The 17,858-nt window shown below is 62.6% G+C and carries 13 protein-coding genes; 4 read left to right on the plus strand and 9 right to left on the minus strand.

Going from position 1 to position 17,858, the window contains the following annotated elements; all coding sequences use genetic code 11:
* Positions 1–67 precede the first annotated feature (67 nt).
* A complete protein-coding gene (locus tag ACNO8X_RS10115; protein ID WP_418005163.1) occupies positions 68–1,312 on the plus strand; it encodes an ammonium transporter in 1,245 nt (414 codons plus the stop codon).
* Positions 1,313–1,399: 87 nt separating this feature from the next.
* On the opposite strand, the gene ACNO8X_RS10120 is transcribed toward ACNO8X_RS10115, so the two are convergent.
* Positions 1,400–3,403 (minus strand): SDR family oxidoreductase, encoded by a 2,004-nt coding sequence (locus ACNO8X_RS10120; RefSeq protein ID WP_418005164.1) that lies wholly within the window; start codon positions 3,401–3,403, stop codon positions 1,400–1,402.
* 88 nt (positions 3,404–3,491) lie between these two features.
* Between ACNO8X_RS10120 and ACNO8X_RS10125 the strand changes: the two genes are divergently transcribed.
* Positions 3,492–4,358 (plus strand): MaoC/PaaZ C-terminal domain-containing protein, encoded by an 867-nt coding sequence (locus tag ACNO8X_RS10125; RefSeq protein ID WP_418005165.1) that lies wholly within the window; start codon positions 3,492–3,494, stop codon positions 4,356–4,358.
* A gap of 254 nt (positions 4,359–4,612) precedes the next feature.
* Entirely contained in the window at positions 4,613–5,209 is a 597-nt protein-coding gene (locus ACNO8X_RS10130; protein ID WP_418005166.1) for a DUF5994 family protein, read from the plus strand.
* Positions 5,210–5,249: 40 nt separating this feature from the next.
* Here the strand turns inward: ACNO8X_RS10130 and ACNO8X_RS10135 are convergent, their stop codons facing one another.
* From ACNO8X_RS10135 to ACNO8X_RS10155, 5 genes are all read right to left on the minus strand, one after another.
* Positions 5,250–5,453, minus strand: coding sequence for a cold-shock protein (locus ACNO8X_RS10135; RefSeq protein ID WP_043396795.1), 204 nt, complete (start codon positions 5,451–5,453; stop codon positions 5,250–5,252).
* A gap of 81 nt (positions 5,454–5,534) precedes the next feature.
* Complete coding sequence (locus tag ACNO8X_RS10140) at positions 5,535–5,990, minus strand: DUF5994 family protein (protein WP_418005167.1); 456 nt, start codon at positions 5,988–5,990, stop codon at positions 5,535–5,537.
* Positions 5,991–6,235: 245 nt separating this feature from the next.
* Positions 6,236–6,721: an SRPBCC family protein gene (locus tag ACNO8X_RS10145; RefSeq protein ID WP_418005168.1), complete on the minus strand. Its 486-nt coding sequence runs from the start codon at positions 6,719–6,721 to the stop codon at positions 6,236–6,238.
* On the minus strand, positions 6,718–7,416 hold the full coding sequence (locus ACNO8X_RS10150) for a DUF899 domain-containing protein (RefSeq protein ID WP_418005169.1): 699 nt from the start codon (positions 7,414–7,416) through the stop codon (positions 6,718–6,720). The genes ACNO8X_RS10145 and ACNO8X_RS10150 overlap by 4 nt, the downstream gene beginning before the upstream one ends.
* A gap of 52 nt (positions 7,417–7,468) precedes the next feature.
* Positions 7,469–8,941 carry an FAD-dependent monooxygenase gene (locus ACNO8X_RS10155; RefSeq protein WP_418005170.1) on the minus strand — a complete coding sequence of 491 codons (1,473 nt, stop codon included), beginning with the start codon at positions 8,939–8,941 and terminating at the stop codon, positions 7,469–7,471.
* Between the two features lie 1,129 nt (positions 8,942–10,070).
* Between ACNO8X_RS10155 and ACNO8X_RS10160 the strand changes: the two genes are divergently transcribed.
* Positions 10,071–12,080, plus strand: a complete 2,010-nt coding sequence (locus tag ACNO8X_RS10160) for a hypothetical protein (protein WP_418005171.1) — start codon at positions 10,071–10,073, stop codon at positions 12,078–12,080.
* A 293-nt stretch (positions 12,081–12,373) separates the two neighbouring features.
* On the opposite strand, the gene ACNO8X_RS10165 is transcribed toward ACNO8X_RS10160, so the two are convergent.
* From ACNO8X_RS10165 to ACNO8X_RS10175, 3 genes are all read right to left on the minus strand, one after another.
* Complete coding sequence (locus ACNO8X_RS10165) at positions 12,374–14,686, minus strand: hypothetical protein (protein ID WP_418005172.1); 2,313 nt, start codon at positions 14,684–14,686, stop codon at positions 12,374–12,376.
* A complete protein-coding gene (locus tag ACNO8X_RS10170; protein WP_418005173.1) occupies positions 14,659–16,023 on the minus strand; it encodes an esterase/lipase family protein in 1,365 nt (454 codons plus the stop codon). Before ACNO8X_RS10170 ends, ACNO8X_RS10165 begins: the two co-directional genes overlap by 28 nt.
* A 417-nt stretch (positions 16,024–16,440) precedes the next feature.
* Entirely contained in the window at positions 16,441–17,580 is a 1,140-nt protein-coding gene (locus ACNO8X_RS10175) for an RES domain-containing protein (protein ID WP_418005846.1), read from the minus strand.
* Between the last annotated feature and the right edge of the window lie 278 nt (positions 17,581–17,858).

Genomic DNA, 17,858 nt, shown 5'->3' on the forward strand with positions numbered 1-17,858 from the left:
CAAAGAAAACGGTGTCTACTGAGCAGAGACGGGCATGTGTATGCCCCCGAACCTGCGAGGAGGCGAAATGGATACCGGAACAACAGCATTCATGCTCTGTTGCATCATTGGGCTCACGATCATGATCCCTGGGCTGGCACTGTTCTACGGCGGCATGGTCAGCGTGAAGAGCTCGACCAACATGATGATGATGACGTATGGCGCGGTGGCCGTCGTCGGCGTGCTGTGGGTGTTGTTCGGATTCTCCATGACGTTCGGCACCTCGTACGGCGGTTTCGTCGGCAGCTTCACCGAGTTCGCCGGGATGAAGAATCTCCTGGATCCGATGACGACCATCAACGGGTTGCCGGTGAGCTTGTTCGCCTTGTTCCAGGCACTCTTTGCGGCCCTCACCGTGGCTATCGTCTCGGGTGCTGCCGCGGATCGGATGAAGTTCGCGGCGTGGATGAGCTTTGCGACGGCGTGGGCGATCCTGGTCTACTTCCCGGTCGCCCATTGGGTTTTCGCGGTCGACGGCGTGGTTACCCCCGATGCCAAGGGTGGCTGGATCGCCAACAAACTGCACGCGATCGACTTCGCCGGCGGTACTGCCGTGCACATCAACGCGGGCGCGGCCGCGCTCGCCGTCGCGCTGGTGCTCGGCAGGTCAGCGAGTTGGAGTTCACGTAAGCCGCACAATGTGCCGCTGACGCTGCTCGGCGCCGGACTGCTGTGGGCCGGCTGGTATGCGTTCAACGGTGGCTCGGCGCTGGCCGCCGGTAAGCCGGCGGCGATCGTCATGGTCACGTCCTTTGTCGCGACCTGTGCGGCGACGCTGGGCTGGCTGCTGGTGGAGAAGTTCAAGGATGGTCACGTGACCGGCATCGGTGCGGCCTCCGGCGCGATCACGGGCCTGGTTGCCATCACCCCGGCGTGTGGCGCGGTGACTCCGGTTGGCGCCATCTTCGTCGGATTCATTCCGGCGGTGATCTGTCCGTTCGCGATCGGGCTCAAGCACAAGTTCGGGTACGACGATTCGACCGACGTCGTCGGTGTGCACCTCGTCGGCGGTATCGTCGGCACGCTGCTGATCGGGTTCTTCGCCAGCGCGGGAATGCCAAACGGGGTCGACGGACTGCTGTACGGCGGCGGTGCGGATCTGCTGCTGAAGCAGGCTGTCGCCGCTGGGGCGGTGCTGGCCTATTCGTTCACCGTCGCGCTCGTGATCGCGTTGGTGATCAAGAAGGTGATGGGTTTGCGGATCTCTGCCGAGGCCGAAGAAGAGGGCATCGACTCGACGCTGCACCGCGACCCGGCGTACGAGTTGGTCTGACAGAGGCGCGCGACGGCGCCTGGCTCGAACCTGTGGGCTCGAGCCAGGCGCCGTTTATGCGCTACCTCGTCTACCAGTGCACTCCGTCTACCAATGCACGCCGGGGATCAGGCGCACCGCCTGCTTGACCGGCCGGGGCACCCGGATACGGCTGACGGCGTTGGGCCGCTTGGGTCGGCGCGGGTTCCGGGGGCGATCGGCCACCGGCGGGGTTTCGGAGACACCGCGAGCCGCCGCCGAATCCGGGTAGCCCAGGTACAACTGGTGCAGTACCCGGCGAGACAGCTTGGGGGTCAAGTAGTTTCCGAGGTCGCCCAGGGTGCCCAGTGGGGTGTCGATCCGGGCCGGCTTGTCGATCAGGCCACGCACCACCATCGCCGCGGCGTGCTCCGGGGTGATCGGCGGCATCGGATTCAGCCGCTTCGACGGTGCGATCATCGGGGTTTCCACCAATGGCATATGGATGTTGGTGAACGTGATGTGGTCCGAAAGCGTCTCGGTGCCAACCACTTCGGAGAAGGCATCGAGTGCGGCCTTGCTCGGTAGATAGGCGCTGTACTTCGGGCTGTTGGCCTGCACCCCGGCACTCGACACGTTGACCACGTGACCGAACCGGCGTTCCCGCCAGTGCGGCAGCAGCGCCAGCGTCATCCGCACGGCGCCGAAGTAGTTGACGGCCATCACGCGCTCGTAGTCGTGGAAGCGATCGGTCGAGTTGACCACCGACCGCCGGATCGAGCGGCCGGCGTTGTTCACCAGGTAGTCGACGTGGCCGAACTGGCCCAGGATGTCCTTGACGGTGTGCTCCACCGACCCGCCGTCGGCGACATCGCACGTGAAAGCGTATGCCTCGCCACCGAATTGGCGAATCTCGGTGACCAGTTCGTCGAGGGCGTCGGCGCTGCGGGCCAGTGCGAACACCCGTCCGCCGCGTTCGGCGACGGCGACGGCCGAGGCCCGGCCGATGCCGCTCGAGGCGCCCGTGATGATGACGTTGCGGCCGACGAGCGGGCCGCGTGGGTCATCCCGGCGAGCGCGGTCGGGGTCCAGGTGCACGGCCCAGTAGCGCCAGAGTTTCGGTGCGTAGGAGGCGAATTCGGGCAGCACGATGCCGGTGCCCTGCAGTGCCGCGACAGTGGTCTCCGACGCGAACGTCGGCGCCAGGTCGACGACGTCGAGCACCTCACCGGGGATGCCCAACTGCGTGGCGGCCATGTTGCGCAGCACCTTGGCCCGGCCGGTGGCCTTGAGCACCGGGGCGGCGGTGGCTCGCGGCAGCGTGCCGCGCAACGGCGGCAGCCCGGCCTCGGCGGCGACGCCGCGGTAGATGTCTTTGAGTCCAATCGGATTCGGTGAAGTCAGGTGGAACGTCTGGCCGTCGCGCCCATCGGCGTGCATCAGCGCCACCAGGGCGTCGACCACATAGTCCACCGGCACGATGTTGGTGCGGCCGGTGTCGGGCACCATCATGGGCGTGAACTTCGGCAGGGCGGCCAATCGGGCCAGCACTCCGAAGAAGTAGTACGGACCGTCGACCTTGTCCATCTCGCCGGTGCGGGAGTCGCCGACCACGACGGCCGGCCGGTACACCCGGTAGCGCAGGCCGGGGGTGGCGTGCACCAGTTGTTCGGCTTCGAACTTGGTCTGGTGGTACGGCGTCGGAAGCTCCTGCGAGACGTCGAAGTCGTCCTCGGTGAAAATCCCCCGGTAATTGCCCGCCACCGCGATCGACGACACGTGGTGCAGGGTCGCGTTCAGGCTGCGGGTCAACTCGATCACCGCCCGGGTGCCCTCGACGTTGGCGGCCTGCTGGGTGGCGGCGTCGACGGTCATGTCGTAGATCGCGGCACAGTGCACCACGTGATCGACCGGACCCAGATCGGCGAGATCGGACAGGCCCAGATCTGCGGAGGTGAGGTCACCGACCAGCGGTTTCGCCCGGTCACCCCAGTCCGCGGCCAGTTCTTCGAAGCGGGCCAACGAGGCCCGACGAACGAGAACGAACACTTCGGCTTCGTCGTGCTGAGCCAGAATCCGGCTGACGACGCGGCGGCCAATAAACCCGGTACCGCCGGTAACGACATATCGCATGCGAGTCATCGTGAACCTCTCGCGGGCCGAGGTCAATAGTGCGTAGGGTCCGAATTTGTCACACCCACTTGCGAGGGAGAACCGCCGAATGCCGATCAACCCCAACGCCGTCGGAGCCAAGACTGCTCCGCAGCCCTTCGAATGGACCGAACGCGACACCCTGCTCTACGCACTCGGAGTCGGTTGCGGGACCAAGGATTTGGCGTTCACCACCGAGAACAGTCACGACATCGACCAGCAGGTGCTGCCCACCTATGCAGTCATCGCATGCCCGGCCTGGGGCGCGGTCGGCGAGGTCGGCAGCTTCAATTTCGGCAAGCTGCTGCACGGCAGCCAGCGGATTCGGCTGCACGCGCCGCTGCCGCCGTCGGGCCGATTCAACGTCAGCTCCGAGGTGGTCGACATCCAGGACAAGGGCGAGGGCAAGAACGCCATCCTGACGTTCAAGGGCACCGCCACCGACGACCACGGAAACGTGATCGCGGAATCCTGGTCGACCGCGGTGATCCGCGGCGAGGGTGGTTTCGGTGGGCAACCGGGGGAGCGGGCCGCCGCGCCGGAGATCCCGGATCGCCCGGCGGACGCCGTCGTTGCGCTGCCGACCACCGAGGACCAGCCGCTGATCTACCGGCTCTCGGGCGACCGTAACCCGCTGCACAGCGACCCGTGGTTCGCGCAGACCCTCGCGGGTTTCCCGAAGCCGATCCTGCACGGCCTGTGCACCTACGGGGTTGCCGGCCGGGTCCTGGTCGCCGAACTGGGAGGTGGCGACGCCGCCAAGATCAAGGCTGTCGGCGCACGCTTCACCTCGCCGGTCTTCCCCGGCGAGACGTTGACGACGTCGGTGTGGCGCATCGAGCCCGGGCACGCGGTGTTCCGTACAGAAGCCGCCGGGACCGACGGCAGCAATGCCCGGTTGGTGCTCGAGGATGGGACCGCGGAGTACAGCGACTGATGATTTCCGCGCCGCACGGCGCGGCGTGTCAGTGACCGGCGGAAGCGGGCGTATCGGGAACCGGGCCATTGCGGAAAACGTTCTTGCCGCAATCAACACATTCCCACCGCCGCCCGCCGTTCGCTGCGGGTTTGGGGTTGGTGCTGGCCAATGGATACAAGCCGGTGCTGCCGCATCGGGGGCATTTCGGCGCCATATATCGACTCTACGCGTACCGACTGCCGCACAGACGGCGTAGCGTCATTGAGTGAGCCGTGTCGTTGCCGCTCGGCGGCTCGGTTCAAATTGAGTGCAGCGTAATGTCCGTCGCCGTTTTGCCGGTGGTCGTCGCGGCATCGACCGTAAGGATTTCTCATGGCATGGCACACGGACCGGCTCAGACATTCTGCGATGTCCTGATGGCATATCTCACGCAGCGGATACGCGCAGACAAACCCGTTCGGCTGTGCCTGGCGGATGATCTCGGCGGCCGACTCGACGGCGCGTGGTGGCCCTATACAGGAGCCCTGGCCGACGAATTGGCCGGTCTGGTTACGGTCTTGGAAGACCGATTGGGGAAAATTGTTGCGGTCGAGCTCAATTGGTCGCCGCTGCACAATCCGCCAAATCTCAATTGGCGGGACTGGCGCACCAAACCTCAACACATCATGACGATCAGGGGATCTGACGCGAGCGCGACTCTGCTCATCGTGCCGAGCACGACCAACAGCTCGCTGGCCGGCATGGTGCTGCGACGCGCAGCCAGTCAAGGAGTGGACCTGCGGCGAGGCGAAGAGGCGATGTTGCAGACGGCTGAAGAAATCTTGACCGCCGCACGGCGGCAACGGATTTCAGGCAAAGTTCTGGACTGACGCGGGGCAAACCCGCGCCAGCCCAGGAGTTTTGGCGTGTTTAGAGGACGGTGACGCCGACGGCCTGCGGGCCCTTGGCGCCCTGGGTGACGTCGAACTTCACGCGCTGGTTCTCCTCAAGCGAGCGGAAGCCGCTGCCCTGGATCTCGGTGTGGTGAACGAAAACGTCGGGCGTGCCGCCGTCCGGGGCGATGAATCCAAAGCCCTTCTCGTTGTTGAACCACTTCACGGTACCTTCGGTCATGCTGTTACTACTTTCTTTTTTTCATCATGAATGCGCATCGGCGCATCCAAATCTGTTGGGGCGCAGCTCAGAAACGGCTGGCTAGTCGGCGTGCTGTGCGGCGGTCAGGATGCCCAGCACGGTCGTGTGGTCATCGGGCCGCGCGGCGCTCATGAGCGCGCTATGGGCTTCCGCCGGATCTGTGGCTGCGGGCACCGTCAGGAGGACGATCCTGTCGCGGTCGAGCCCAATCACCTCAACGGTGTTGATGGGCTGGCGCTGGTATCCGTCCAGACGGACCTGTCGTCCGCCGGTGGCGAGCTTGCTGGGCGTGCTCGACCACTCGCTGGTGTTGTACAGCACTCGGTCGATCCGTCCGAGGCGAACCGACAGCACGGCCAAGAGATCGGGCAATTCGCTGCTGAGGTTGCTGGTGTGCGGCCACCACGCCCCGTCCACATATCCGCTGTGGGGAGCCTTGGGCTTCAACCGTAAACGGGGAGTGTGCGTCGGGGTGGTGCGGTCAATCAGGGTCGTGTGGTCATGTTGCGGCGTCATTGCGACGCTCCTGCCTTGACCGCGAATCGGCCAAACTTCTTCGAATCGGCGACGGCGTGGCAATGATCAGCCACGCGACGAAGTACCGCCGATGCAATCAGCATACTCGGGATACGCCCAGGAGCAAATCGGATTGATCGATGCTCGCACCCGACGCTTCGATCGATCGTGGGACGTTCCGCCCACCTCCACGCGTTAAATCCCTTGTTGTGCAGAGGTTGTCGCGTAGAGGTGGGCCGCCTGAATCAGCCGGTGACGGCCCGATCGAGGGCAGCCAGCGACGCCTCGATGAACCCGAGGGGGAACGGTGGCATGCCGCCGATCTGGTCGCGGAAGGCCTGCGGCGTTCCGGTCCAGTCGTAGGTCAGGGTGACATCGGTGCCGTCGCCGTTCGGGGCCAGGTCGTAGCGCCACCACCAACCGCCCGGGTTGTACTCGCCCGAGTCGTCCAGACTCCCGGTCGCCCAGCCGACGGTCCTGTCCTGTTCGAAGTCGGTCACCCGGTTGTGCGTGACGTAGTCGCCGCCCGCCTGGTCGAGGTACATGTTCATGGCGAAAACCTGGCCGGTACCGGTGATCGGAGCGGAGTCGATAGCGTCGCGGACCCAGTCGCCCGGCTCGGTGTCCTTGTGCCGGGCAGGGTTGGCCAGTACGGCAAACACCGCGGCGGGCGGCGCGGCGATGGTGCGGGTGGCGACGAAGCGTTCTTGCGCCGTTGTGTTGCTGGTCATCGGTTCTGTCCATTCGGTCCATAGAGGCGTGCGATATCGGGGGAGCCGGCCCACTTGGAATATGTCGGCGATTTGGGCCAGCCGTCGGGCGAATCCTGCCACTGCTCCTGGCGGCCGTAGGGCAGAACGTCGATCAGCGAGAAGCTGTGGCCCAGCTGCTCGGTGCCGCGGCCGTTGGTGTGCCAGGTGCGGTACACCGTGTCGCCGTCGCGCAGAAACACATTCACCGCGAAACCATCGCCCGGTGCGGCATCCACGTCGGACCCGAACGAGCTCTCCGCCGACGAGTACCAATCCATCTGGTTGCCCACTTTGGCCCTGTAAGCCAGGGCTTCCTCGATGGGGCCATTTGTGACGATGACGAACCGCGCGTCGTAGTTGGCCAGGAAGTCCAGCCGGGTGAACTGCGAGGTGTAGCCGGTACACCCGGAGCACTGCCACTCGGCGCCGTCGGTCCACATGTGGTTGTAGACGATCAGCTGCGACCGGCCGTCGAAGATGTCTGCCAGCCGGATGGGACCGTCGGCACCGATCAGCGTGTAGTCGGGCAGCTCGACCATCGGCAGCCTGCGCCGTTGCGCGGCGATGGCGTCGAGTTCACGCGTCGCGGCTTTTTCGCGGCGGCGTAGGTCGTCGAGGGCGGCACGCCAGGTGTCCTGGTCGACCACCGGTGGCAGGGCGGTCTGCTCGGTCATGTTGCCTCCTGAAGAGTGTGTTCATGGGATAGACCGGTGCGGGCCCGAATATTCATCGCGGTTCGCCGAACCAGTAGGTGAGCGCGTCGCGCAGTCCGGTTTCCGTGGCACCCGCCCAGGCGATGTGCGCATCCGGCCGGATCAACAGGGCGTCGGGGTAATTGAGGCCGGGGTGTTCGAGGACGTCGACGCGGTCGGCCCACGGCGCCGCGACGTCGCACAGCTCGGCCGGTCCGACGAAGACCGGTCGCGCCGCGCGCAGGGCCGCCACGACGTCGTCGGGCAGGCCCGACGCAAACGTGCCCGCCAGGGCGTGCGGCTGCGCGCCGCTCATTGGGTACCGGACGTCGGACGCCGCGATCATCGCGCCAACCCGGGCGAGTGCCGACGCATCGGAGACCAATTCGCTGAACACTTTTCGCAGCGCCTCGTCTGCTGGGTCGTGTCCGCGCCGCAACGACACCTGGGCCTGAGCGTGCAGCAGTAGCCGCTCACCCGCGAGGTGCCGCTCGGAGTGGTAGGTGTCGAGCAGTCCGGGCGGCGCCCAGCCCTGGATCGTGGCGGCCAGTTTCCAGGCGAGGTTCACCCCGTCGAGCATCCCGGCCGAGACCGCCACGCCGCCTGTCGGAATCTGATGTGCCGCGTCGCCGGCCAGCAGCACCCGGCCCGCCACGTAGCGCTCGGTGTGCCGGGCCGCGTAGGTGAAGCGGGTCAGCCGTTGTGGCTCGCCGAGCGGAATGTCCACGCCAAGCACGCGGCGGACGCTGTCCCGGAACTCGTCCAGCGTCATCGGGTCGTCATCGTCGTAGTCGTGATCGGGAGCCTCGCTGGTGTACATGCCCAGCCGTCCGGGCTCTGAGGACGCGATGGCGAAGATGCCACCCTCGGTCTGGCTGTATCCCCAGGGCAGATGGCCGTAGCCGGGGACGTCGTAGTCGCCGTCGTCGCGGACGGTGATCTCGGGCGGCCACGCGACCGTAGCCATCCGGTGGATCTCGGGGTAGACGATGCCCGGAAACTCGATGCCGGCCAGTTCCCGGACCCGGCTGCGCACCCCGTCGCAACCCACCACGTACTGCGCGCTGATGCGGTATGGGCCGTCAGGTCCCTGGACCTCGAGGTGCACGGCGTCGTCGTCCTGCTGCAGTCCGGTGACCTCGTGGCCGCGGCGGACCTCGACGCCGAGGTTTTGCACGTGGCTCTGCAGCAGCGCTTCAAGTCGGGGCTGGGGGAGTCGTTGTACCTGCATCGGCGACTCATCGAGTTCGGTCAGGTCGACGTGGATGCCGCCGAACGGAAGTTTGGCGGTGACGGGTGCGCCCGCGGCATCATCAAGCAGATCCCCGAGTTGTCGGTAGCGCAACAGATTGAGGATCTGACCCCCGATGCCGCCCGCTTTGGCGACCTCACGAATGTCGGTGAGTCGTTCCAGCACAAGCGGTTTGACCCCGGACAGGCAGAGTTCGGTGGCCAGCGTCAGACCGGTCGGTCCCGCGCCCACGATGATCACGTCGGTATCAGTCATGCGTCCCCCTCAAGACGATCAAGCCGCAAGTTACGTTGCAGCCCAGCGATTCTGGGGCATGAGGGGGGTCTTGCCACAAGCCCCCGGGTGCGCTATATGTTGAAAGTGGAACTGCCACTTCTCAAATTGCGTGGCAATTCGTCATTTGAGATGGCACAACTTGGCAAATTGCCAACTCGATGAGAGCCCGGAGTGGCGAGCGAGATTCTGGAACGAGATCCGTGTCGATGATTTGGTGGTCGGGCCCGCGTCTGGGTGGTTGTGCGTGTCGCTCCGATTTCGTAATGCCGAAGATCGGTACCCGTTGGTATGGGTGTATGTGCCGCCAACAGCTGTTGCCGGTCCCGACGACTAGCGGAGGCGGCTAGTGACGCTGGCGACGACTCTGAAATTGCAATGCGGTACAGACGATTTCGCATCGAGAGTGCTTCTCGCGGATCACGGCACTGCGACGAAGACCGAGGCTGGCAGCCCGGTAACCGTCGCGGAATCTAAGCGCTGGGCCAGGCCGGGTCGGTCGGAGCGCAGCCGAAGACGGCGGGCCTGAGTGTCAGGGCGTAACGAATACAGATCGATATCCGCACGGCACGGCTCGCCAGCTAGGGGCAGCTCTGTGGCTGGAAATTACAGCTGATTGTGGCGACCGAGACACCGAGTCCGGCCGTGGCAACGACCTGAGGCCGTTGGGTGTTGGGTGCCGCAGTAACGCCGGAGGTTGAAGCTAACCGTTCACAAACGCCGATGAGCGTCTCAGCCATCCCGCCACCGGGCCGTGAAATCCACGTAGGCGTTCGGGCAATGTCGCCCCTGTCGCATAGCCTGGATAACATGTGCATCTGCGACAGGATTGGCGCCGAGTTGCGGCTATTAGCCACGGTTCGGCAGTCGATACGCGAATGGGGCGGCGAGCCGTCACGCCATCACGGCGACGAGTCGCTGCTGAACGAGCGGGGTATCCGCTCCGGTGGGTAAAGGGGCACGAATCCGACAAGCGCGGGCCGCGAAGCGGGCGGCGGGAGGCGCCGAAACCACGATGCCCGACGCCGGAGCGAACCCAGGTTCGTCGCCGCAGATGCCGCCGACTGCGGCGAACGTGGACCTAGGTCAACTCGGTAGCATAGCGCGAGCGGTGGACGCGACGGATGTCGTCTCTGAACCGATGAGTCTTGACCAACGGCGGGTTGTCTGGAGGGCAGTGGGGACTATTCCCGCACTCGTCAAGGTGGCTGGATTATTCGCAGAGCTCGATCTCGCGGTGTTGGAGAATCAGCGGGCAACGGTCGAGCGATCACACGTTTCCGGCATTCAGGGCGACTTGAAGCACCGACTGAACAGAGAAATCGATCAAGGGCGAGCAATCTTCACCAATACGGCGCTCGTTCAATGCATAAAGGAAATCATCGAATTCAGCGATGAGGACTCGGAGAATGATCTATCAATCACCGATCTCGCCCTCTGCACGCTCGGTATCGGTCATGATCAGGACATTGTCGACGAAGCCCTGAGGGCGCGGGTGTTGCATCCCGTACAAACCGACCTGCAGAGCACGTTGGACGATTTCGCCGAGATCGCGCTCGATTGGGCTGCTCAGCACCTGTTCGACTTTCCCGAACCCTTCGAATTTCTGGCAGGTTCCGCCGACGAAACCTGGCGCCGCGGTTGGAGTTCGCGGACGGGAGCGGAAACCCTACGGGATCTCGGTGATGGGCCTGCTGATCTTTTTGCAGCTACCTACGGCGTCGATCTCGACGATTTCCTAGCGTTCGGATGGGGACTGTGGGCACGGGTCCGTGGCGGCGGTGGCGTGAGGTTCACACCAGATACGTTGGCGGACAGCGGAATGAATAGCAAAGTCATTGATCTCTTCGTCAAGACGTGCACCGTCCCTCTGGGGGCACTGAGAAACGACATCGTTGCCGAACGAACAAGCGAAATCACAAATACCTGGATGCGCTACACGCTGCAGAACACACCGTTCGTGCAACTCGCCGACGGCAGCTTCGTCATGCTCAGGCTTCAATACGCCGTCCAGCGGGTCTTCGGCGATCTGCTGGCTTTGAAGCTTTACGATGCTATTAAGGCAGTAGATCCGGGCCGCGCTTCACGCTTCAAGTCCGCTATGAACGACATCTTTGAACACCGCGTCGGTGAGGTACTCGCGAGAATAGGCCAGCACGAGGCCCGGTTTGGTGGCGCGGGCATTATCGATGATCCTGCGATGAAAGCTGCTTGGGCAAGGAAAGGGCAGAACGCCAAAATCTGTGACTTTGTGTACTCGCAGGGGAAGGACTGCATCGTCATCGACGCCAACAACCGAAACCTTCCACGCCAGTTTGCCGAGCGAACTGCGACCGGATCAGAGTTGGTGGACGAGATCCGAAACATGTTCGCCGCCACCAAGTTCGAACAGCTGAAATCCACGATCGCGCAGTTCCGGAAAAATGGTTGGGACAGCAACGGTGTTCACATCGATGATCAGACAAAGTTCATCCCGTTAGTTGTAGCTCCAAACGCTGGGATGCCATCGAATGCGTTCACTGAGATGCTCGTCATGCAACATGCGGTGCCGATGATCGCTGAGTTCAACAGTGCAGTCCTCCCACCTACCATCGTCAGCTGGCGTGATCTCCAACTCTTGGAAGGCATATCCGAGGCGGGTGCAGGCCGAATCATTGAACTGCTCGTAATGTGGAGGCTATCCAACTATCTCAACGTAACTCAAGGGCTCGGATTTCCGTCTTCCTTAGCTGATTTCGTCGATGAGCACTTCACTTTCGGCCTGCCAGTAGCTAAGCATGATCGGGAGGCTGCGCTCGCTACTTGGGGATGGCTGCGTGATCATGCTCTTCGTCACATCGAAGACGAGGTGTCGGATCCGTGGACCGCAGAGCATATTGGTTCGGGTAGGTTCCGCTTCACCAACGTGTCCGGAGGTCGGCTCGCGATGATTATCCTATCGCCGATTGGCGACGCTGAAGTGGAAGTGGAGGAAGGGGTCGAATCGGAACCTCACATCGTGCCAGCCCCGATCGATAATGGTGGCAGCTTTGTCGCGGTTCTTCGAGGTGCGGGCGTACGCGTCACCGCGACGGAACTGCCATCGATGACTGACCGGTACTGGGAATTATCGTTGCCTTAAACAACAGGTCGGTCGCTGTACTGCCCGCGTGACGCGAGTGCTCAGTGACGGTCCTATGTCATCGACGATGATGAGAATCTGTCCACTGGTGGATAATTCGACGCGCCGCGACGCGTCTGGCGAAATACAACGTTGACGATTCCATCGTCAATCAGAACCCGGGCGGTGGGGCGGTTGCGGGTGGGTTGATTTGTCGACGCTCAGGTCGTGCAGTTTGGCGTCTAGTGCGTTGCATCCGCTTTGCACTACGGTGAGGCGCTATCGACGCGTTGTGGCTTGAGGTAGGAATCGATTCAATCAACCAGTTGACCTGCGAGTTTGCGGATGCGCCATGACGGGCTCTCGTTGCGCAGTCTCTGAATGATTTGAGAGATCCGGGGCGCCGCCAACGCACTTGGCGTCAGTTGTGCCAGGATTCGAAGTGGCGCTCTGACGCCTCCGCTTTCAAGCAAGTCGCTGAGGCGATCGATCGCTATCGCGCCAACCGCGTCGTTGCGCTGACAGAACTGGCTTAGCGCTCGCGCGACGCCGACTCTGACCGTGGGGTCCGAATCGACGCTGAGTGAGTAGACAGTGGGCAGCATCCAATCGCGCACCCACTTTTGTGTGAGTAGCGAAAGCGACTGTGCGGCTTGCCGACGGGTTGGCGCGTCGGAACTGGATGCCAAGGTGCGCAGTCGATCTGAGATGACTTCGTCGGGAACCAGTTCGTACGCGTAGCCGAAGTTCAGAGCAGATACGAAAATGGCGTCGTCAAAGTTCCATCGGTCTGCTCCACTGATCAGCGCGACCAGTCGATCGGTGTATCTTGCCGCCAGTTGTTCTGCTAGATAAGGGCGTTCAGCGGTGAGGATGTCGAGTGCGCGCGATTTCATGCTGCGTGCCACAACCGGGTTGGTGAAAAATTCGAGTAGCCCAACCCAAATTTCTTCATCGGGGGAATCAACAAGAAGCACAGCCGCAATCTCTGCGGGCTCGACAACTCTACCCACAAGTGTGCCTGCCGACGCCTCGTTCGCGATGCGTGCAAGATGGGACAGCGAGACGCTCTTGGCCGCTGAGCGAAGGTCGTCCGGAAAGGCTTGCCCGGTCCGCAAAAAGTGATTGATCTGGTCGGCGAGATCATTAAGGGAAGCATCGTCGTCGGCCGCCGGGAGTTCTGAGCCAAGGCCGAGCGCGCGACGCACCGCTGCTGCGGTAGCGCTATTAGCGTCAGCGCGAGTTTGCACCGATGCCAGCTGCTTCCAGGTTTCTAGCAATTCGTCATCGATGACTTCCCAGTCGAGACCGGAAACCGCCTTTGCGATCACTCGGTCCACGGACGCGTCGGCGAGGCGGTCTGGGGTTGCGTACGCCAGTAGGTCTCGTGCGACCACGCCGGCGGCTCCCGAGGCTCCGGCGAGCACAGCGGCGGCGGCCCACGCTTCGGCGTGTCTGGAGAACTCGGCCTGCCAGTGAAGTGGGGCCGCCGTGGGTCCTCCGCCGCGGATCACCGAAAGTACCTGTGTCAGTATCGGAAAGGCCTCAGAGGGTGGCATCACCTCTGCGGCGGCTGCCAGAACGATCATCTCGCCAGTGCGCAGCGCTCGACCGGAGGTTCGATGGGCTGCGATGCGCCGCCCGTCGGCGAGCAGTGGACTTAGCGGTCCGGAGAAGGTCAAGTCGTCGACCAGTCGCTGAAGTCTGGAAGTGTCCCCCCCTAGGCGCTGCAGGCGAAGCCCGTCGGCGGCAACCTCGCTCGGCAGCGTGGGCATAAACCGCACGATGCGCATCATGGCGAGTTCCCTGCGCGAGTGGTAGACGTCTCGATGCCCGAGCACTTCGAGTCGCAGATTGGTGAAATAGAGGTCATCGCCGTAGCCGTCAGCCACTGAACGATCGAGCTTCGCCGCGTAGGCGCTGCTCAACCAGAGCCGATACTGAGTGTGCTGATCTTCGTCGAGGTCGGACGCCACGTAGCCCATATCCGGCGGACGCGCGTCAAGATCGAAACCAACCGACGCTGAACGAACGGCACTGACGACGTTAGCTACTGCGCCCTCAGGGGAACAGTCGGCGCCGGGTCGCAACTTGATCTGTGGCGTCGAGGCAAAGGCGATTTGATCGAGCTGGAGACGGACCTCGTCGAGGTCACTGACTGATGGTTCACCAATATCGTTGTTGCGCAAAGCGCGTTGTTGCAGGAGCAGCGCCCGGCACAAGTTGACTGCTGCGGACTGGCCATTGAGTAACGCCAGCGCGTCGTCGACAAGTCGGAGGGATGTTGGCACATTGTCGCGGTCGGCGAGCAGCGCACATGCGACCAACGTCAGCGCTGTGAGCTTGGCCAAATCGTCACGGATTTCCCCTGCCGACAGGCTTTCAATCAGCGTATCGACGCCGCTTTCGTTGCCTGACATCGCGTCGTAGACGGCGCGCACCGACAAATCTTCGATCTCGGCGTCGAACACCGACCGCACGAGGCGGCCCTGCATAGCTTTGGCCAATAGGACCTCGGGTGCCGCTAGCTCGTCGGAGGCCTGACTGCCTCGAGTCAGCAAGTCGGGTTGGGTTATCGCCACAATCCATACGAGATTCATCAATGCGGCCCCATTCCGATCTGCCATGGCCCTCCCAGCCCCGAACCCTCATCGAGTTGGGAGAGGATGTCGTGCTGGTTCTCCACGATTTCGGACACATAGTCCTTTAACCGAACTTCAAGCTCATCATCGTCGTCAGCGGCCCCCAAGATGAACAGGTGCTGGCGATTGTCCTGATGCGTGATGCCACTCATCTCTGACAGGACGTCCCTTGCTGATTCCCGCTGTGGGCCAACGGCGATAGCCCTGGCGTGAACATCGGTCGCGTCATAGCGTCTCCGAATTTCCTGCACTTTGAGTTTGGTCTTCTCGCGACGTGCGAGAAGATCAACCGTACGGTGTGCCGATACTAAGAGATTCGGGACGAAACGGAGATTCGCGGCCACCCGATCCTTGACCTGAACGCGTGGTGTGCCGGCGGACCGGAGCAGCGCGTGGTACATCCGACGCCAGGAGTCGTCGGCATCCATCTCCAGAAGGAACTCAACCAGCACCAGATCAGAGGGCGGGCGAGGCATCGCGGCGTACTTGGCCTTTTCCTCGGCGTCCCGGATGTCAGCACGCATCGACGAGATGCCATCAACGATTCCTCGGACCCACCTGAGGACCTGACTGTTCGGTGTCCGCGGCTTCGTAATGCACATGTGGCCTTTGGTCACTGCGGTGCGAATCTGGTCGGGGTCGATGCCAAACGTTGAACTCTTACGGCTAACGATCAAATCGAACCCGCCGACGATGGCCCAGATGGGGAGCTTGTGCCGCGTTTGAGCTAGCTGGGCGTTGTTCGTCGTATCGATCGTCGTGTCGATGAACTTTCGAAGCTCATGCTGGTATTCACTGCTGGGCCGCAGCAGTTTCCATTCGCTTGCCAGAGGGCGCACTGCGGCGTGGGCGAGTTTGGAACCATTCAACGGGGTGGCGATGAAGATGGCTCCGGCTAGTGTGCGAAGCAGCCCAGGCTCTTCGTTGCGCTGGTCAAGGTAATGCCGCAACGCATCCATCGAGATCAATCCGCCCATGCTATGGGCGACGAGGAAGATCTCGTCGTATTCGAAATCTCGCGATAGCTCCTGCAGACGTTCGGTCAATATCTGCGCGGAGACCCGCGCAGACGGGCGCGTGCGGATCCGCCGGCGAAGTCCGCTGAAATGATCGAAGACGGCAACATCGACGGGAGCCCCTGGCTGATCGTCGAAGATGTACTGCGGGAACTTCCCCCACGTGCCGTATCCCTTGCCGCTCAGGCCATGGACGAACACGATCAGACGCCGCGCCCGGTAGTCACCGCAATGACGGTGAAGATTCATGTTGGCTTCGTCGAACGGGATTCTGGCGAAAAACGGCTGTTCTTGCGTGTTCACCATCTCGCGATTGACCCCAACGGACGGTCAGACAACGCAGCGCTCGAATGTCGCGACGGGGCAGGAACTACATGGAGTATCCCGAGGTGTGTCTCATCGCAGGCCACGAGTCCGCAGCGTACAGCGCCGCTCGGACTCATCGGCGACTCTGTACCCGTGTCGTGAGCGGCGAGGGCTCTCCAACTCCCCATACTGCCAATCGCTGCACGGCTAGGCTGCTTGAGCCTGTCGTATCGGTGGCGTGCGAGCACTGACTAACGGCAAGGATTGAGATGAGCGTAACCCTCGATCTCCTTGTCGCGAGGCCGAGCGCTATGTGGCCGGACAGCGCACTGCGCACAGCGCGTATCGTCCTTCGCAGGCGCGACCAATGAGCACACATCGATCGAAGGCTGCTGAAAAGCAGTTCGCTTGTGGAAGCTAGTGCAGAGCTACGGTGATGACTCTGTCGACGGTGACCGTCGCGGAGTTCATGAGTAATCGCGTGTAGTCGTTTGCCGGTGTGTCGTCCGAGCAGAAATCTGGGCCGTAGAAGACCACAACGTTGCTGCCTGATCCTTGGGAGCTGGGGAACATGAGGCCGTCGACTCTGGCGGGAAACGCGTATCGCAGATACTCAGTGAAGACCTGAGTTGGCACGTAGTCGATGTGTTCGCGCCCGTCGAGTTCGACGGGGAGAGTGATGTCTTCGACGAATCGATGTAGAAAGCGGATTGCATGGAACTGCGGTCGTCGCCCACTATCAAAGATGCTGGGGACGGCGGGAAGTTGCGTCAGGTCGATCAGTCTGATTTCGCGGGCCGGAGTGAACTCGCCGGTAACAACCCAACTTTGAGAGCTGTGCGCTCCGACCTCGGCGATCGCCGTCTCTCGGTCGGTGGATCCGTAAAACATGCTGATACCGGCAGGGCTCATCCGATTGGCCGCAGCAAGCGTAGGTGGTGGCGGTCCAATCTGGCTCGCGTCCAAGAATGTTGAAGCTTCGGCCAGGGACCTAGACATACGGGCTCGATAGAGAGGGTGCGGACACGGCGTGGGCCACACTTCTCCGATGTCCTGGATGGCGGCCGCGACCGCCCTGAGAAGTTGTGAGGCCGTCATGGAGCTGCATCCATCAGGCCCTGTGGACCGCTCGGCGAAGAAGAAACGTGTTTGGTGCTTCACCAAATTCTTGAAAGTCTCCCAACTATGGGTCATCTGCTCGTCGAGCGGACCTCGCTCCCAATCCTGTTTGATCCAGTCCGGAGTGACACTGAGCGCGTTGCTCAGGTGCTCCAGTAGTAGTTCGTCGCCGATGCCAGCAATATCAGCGATCTCTTGAGCGACGAACTCCGCACTGAACACCGAGGTGAGCAACTCAGCGTGCTTGGCGGGCAAAGACTGAGGCTGGTAATAAAGATAGACCGCTGGCAGGAAGGCATCTGCCATGAATACTTCCATCGATATGGCGGCTGGACTCCGCGGCGAGCTCTGAGCGTCGCAGTAGCTACAGGTAGCCTCCGTCAGATGCGATGCGATGTAGGCACGCAAGAACGGTTCTTGGACGTGTGCAGGGCACATGGTGAGGAATTCATTCAGAGAATAGTCCGGCTCGCTATCGTGCACAGCACCCACCTTAGGTGGGCATCAGCATGGTGGTCCGCCGCGGCTTGGCAGCCTCGATGTGGCTACTGTCTGAGCGAAGGTACCGGGTGCCCGGTCCGGTCCACAAGCCAAGCTGGCAATGCTGATACTCCAGCACTAGCGCCGAATCTAGGCGCGGCCGCGCGCGATCCTAGCTACCCGTCCCTTCGGCTCACAGCGCTGGTTGCGCGAAATTTATGCACGCTGATCGCACT

Source organism: Mycobacterium sp. PDNC021 (assembly GCF_048282635.1).
Classification (GTDB): Bacteria; Actinomycetota; Actinomycetes; order Mycobacteriales; family Mycobacteriaceae; genus Mycobacterium; species Mycobacterium llatzerense.

Bases quoted from the DNA above. Each gene is read 5' to 3' on its own strand.
- ACNO8X_RS10165 (WP_418005172.1), bottom strand. From the start codon at position 14,686: ATGGCAGATCGGAATGGGGCCGCATTGATGAATCTCGTATGGATTGTG.
- ACNO8X_RS10120 (WP_418005164.1), bottom strand. From the start codon at position 3,403: ATGCGATATGTCGTTACCGGCGGTACCGGGTTTATTGGCCGCCGCGTC.
- ACNO8X_RS10125 (WP_418005165.1), top strand. From the start codon at position 3,492: ATGCCGATCAACCCCAACGCCGTCGGAGCCAAGACTGCTCCGCAGCCC.
- ACNO8X_RS10175 (WP_418005846.1), bottom strand. From the start codon at position 17,580: ATGTGCCCTGCACACGTCCAAGAACCGTTCTTGCGTGCCTACATCGCA.
- ACNO8X_RS10140 (WP_418005167.1), bottom strand. From the start codon at position 5,990: ATGACGCCGCAACATGACCACACGACCCTGATTGACCGCACCACCCCG.
- ACNO8X_RS10170 (WP_418005173.1), bottom strand. From the start codon at position 16,023: ATGGTGAACACGCAAGAACAGCCGTTTTTCGCCAGAATCCCGTTCGAC.
- ACNO8X_RS10155 (WP_418005170.1), bottom strand. From the start codon at position 8,941: ATGACTGATACCGACGTGATCATCGTGGGCGCGGGACCGACCGGTCTG.
- ACNO8X_RS10115 (WP_418005163.1), top strand. From the start codon at position 68: ATGGATACCGGAACAACAGCATTCATGCTCTGTTGCATCATTGGGCTC.
- ACNO8X_RS10150 (WP_418005169.1), bottom strand. From the start codon at position 7,416: ATGACCGAGCAGACCGCCCTGCCACCGGTGGTCGACCAGGACACCTGG.
- ACNO8X_RS10145 (WP_418005168.1), bottom strand. From the start codon at position 6,721: ATGACCAGCAACACAACGGCGCAAGAACGCTTCGTCGCCACCCGCACC.
- ACNO8X_RS10135 (WP_043396795.1), bottom strand. From the start codon at position 5,453: ATGACCGAAGGTACCGTGAAGTGGTTCAACAACGAGAAGGGCTTTGGA.